This is a genomic window from Cryobacterium sp. Y57, assembly GCF_002929505.1.
Lineage (GTDB): Bacteria > Actinomycetota > Actinomycetes > Actinomycetales > Microbacteriaceae > Cryobacterium.
Genome location: NZ_PJJL01000019.1, coordinates 1 through 2,443 on the forward strand (window position 1 = coordinate 1; position 2,443 = coordinate 2,443).

A 2,443-nucleotide genomic window follows, 5' to 3' on the forward strand; every position below is an offset into this window, starting at 1 on the left:
CGGCGCACAGAACGGGCTCTCACCGCTGACGCCGTGAGAGCCCGTTTTTTGTGTTATCTCGTAGTCGTTACCTAGTGGTTACGGTTACCGGTCCTACGGTGCCACCCAGGGTGGAGTCGATCCAGATTGAGCCGGGGTTGGTGGCTGAGTTTCTGACCCGGTAGGTGAACACTCCGCCGGTTTGCGGCGCTGCCGCTGCGGTGATGGGTGCTCGTCCAATGACGGGACCGGTCGGTCCGTCACGGTGGATCGTCACGGTGCCGCCGACCGACGAGCTGACGCCGTCGATTCTGAAGTCGCGCGGCTTCCATCTCGCGCCGGTGACAGTGATCTGGCTGGCGACCGGTGTGATTTGCACCTCATCGGTGCGCACGGCAGAACCCGACGTCACACTGAGTCGGAAGGTCAACGGATTGTTCGTCATCGGTGTCGCGAAGAGCGGCAAAGAGAACGTTGGGTTGACCGTTGTGGGCCCGGTGAGGGTGACGCGGTCGGGATCCGTTGGGCTAGTGAGTACTTGCTCCCACAGGTAGGTTGTATCTGTGCTGGTCGAGCGGCTGCCGTCGAGTGTCACCGTGGTCGCGGTGGTTGCCCGGGTGATCGCCTGGTCGGTTCCCGCGTTAGCGACGAGAGCGCCGAGTGCTTGGACCGGATCGGACTTCGCCGATTCGGTGCCAGGGCCGTTTGCATTGCTCGCAGTGACCGTGAACTGGTAGGTCGTGTCGGGAGTTAGAGCGTCGAAGACGAGTGTTGTCACGTCTCCGGCGGTGGTGCGTGCGGGGCCCGCCACTACTCCATCAGCGGTGTATGCCTGCACGGAATAGCCTGTCACGGTGAGTTCTGGAGCTCCCGGGTTGGCAGCAGTCCAGTTCAGCGTCGCGCTTCCCGTGCCGGCGATCGGTGGCGAGGAGAAGGTTGGTGTGGAGGGGAGAGGATCATTGGTGATGGTCAGCACCACTTGGCCCTGCGTTGAGATGTTGCCGGATGGGTCGATTGCGGCAAAGTTCACGGTCGTCGTTGCGGCAATGGTGAGGGGTTGCGTGTAGAGCACAGCGACCGGGGACAACGTGCCGCCGGTGAGGAAAACATCCGACCCGTCTGTTGTGTAGTAAATTTCCGCTGCCGCTTCGTTGGAGCTCAGAGAGAGCTGCTGGGCGGTGCGGAACGACCCGCTCTGGAGGGAGGCTGTCGTGAGGGGCGCCACGATGTCGGTGACGGGGATGGCATGCACGGCGGGGAAGGTTTCGCCTGCACTGCTCACTGAGACGAGGAAGACGTCATACGTCTCGGCTGGGTTCAGACCTGAGATCGTGGTGGTTTTCGCTGCCGGGGAGTTGATGCGTTTGCCAAATTCCGCGCGCTCTCCGTTGACGACCGTTTGTGCCACCGCGTGAACCCGGTAGCCGGTGATTGCCGGTGTGCCGGGGACCGCTACAGCTGGTGTCCATGTGATCTTGAGGGGATCTGCCACCGTGGCGGCGATCACATCGGTCGCTCCGACGGGTCCTGATTGCAATGGACCGTTCGGGCATCCGCCCATTCCCGGACCGCCCAATTCGCCGAACTCGGCGATGGTGAGGCCTTGGCGGTTAGCGACGGCATCTTCGAGCTGCCAGGACATCACGCGCACACCGGTTCCGGCGGCAGCGGCGATGCTCGCAGCATCTTGGTTGTCGAATACGTAGGTGGCCGTGAAAGTGTTCGCGCCCGCAACGCCGTATTCCAGCGATGAGCTGTAACCCACGTTGGCTGTGAGCGGTCCAGGCACAGCGCGCACGTCCCGACGGGCGACAGCGGTGTTCCTGAACGCTGGTTCGACGATTCGCTGCTCGACCTGAGCTTGCTTTACACCATCGCCAATAAAACCGGTGAGGGTGACGGTGACGCCGTCGGCGGCGAGCACCGGAGTTCCGTTCACATATACGTCTTGAGTTGTGGTGTCACCGGCTGCAGTGGCACCGAACTTCATCGACACGAGGTCTCCGGGACGGATGTCGGGGGTAACTTTCAGTGCCGTGCCGGCGCCCCAGCAGGTCCCGCCCGGGTGGTTGATCTCGAACGCGACATCGCCCGCGCTCACCACCGACTGCGCTGAGCCGATCACACCGACCCCGGGACGCGTAACCTCTACGGTTGCGGTCTGGCCAATGCGGTCCTGGTAGCCCTCGACGGTGATGAAGTCGCGGTCAGGGAAGACGATGATGTTGTTGGGAAAAGTCGGGACAGCCGCCGAAGCGGCCGGTACGGCGATGATGAAGGGTGCAATCAGCACTGCTGCTGAGACTCCATACACGGTCGCGCGCCTAACGGAAGAAATCCTGTTTCCAGGACCCGCCGCAGATGGGCTGGTTTTCACGGTCATTCACTCCTTATGAGAATGCATGAGAAATTCACACACAAGTGCACTCTCGTCCCGGGACCTTGGAGAAACCATGATCATCCA

Annotated in this window: 1 protein-coding gene; it reads right to left on the reverse strand. The window is 62.1% G+C overall.

Annotated elements, in window-relative coordinates; genetic code table 11:
- Positions 1-67: 67 nt before the first annotated feature.
- On the reverse strand, positions 68-2,272 hold the full coding sequence (locus tag CXY72_RS00155) for a fibronectin type III domain-containing protein (RefSeq protein ID WP_233197560.1): 2,205 nt from the start codon (positions 2,270-2,272) through the stop codon (positions 68-70).
- Between the last annotated feature and the right edge of the window lie 171 nt (positions 2,273-2,443).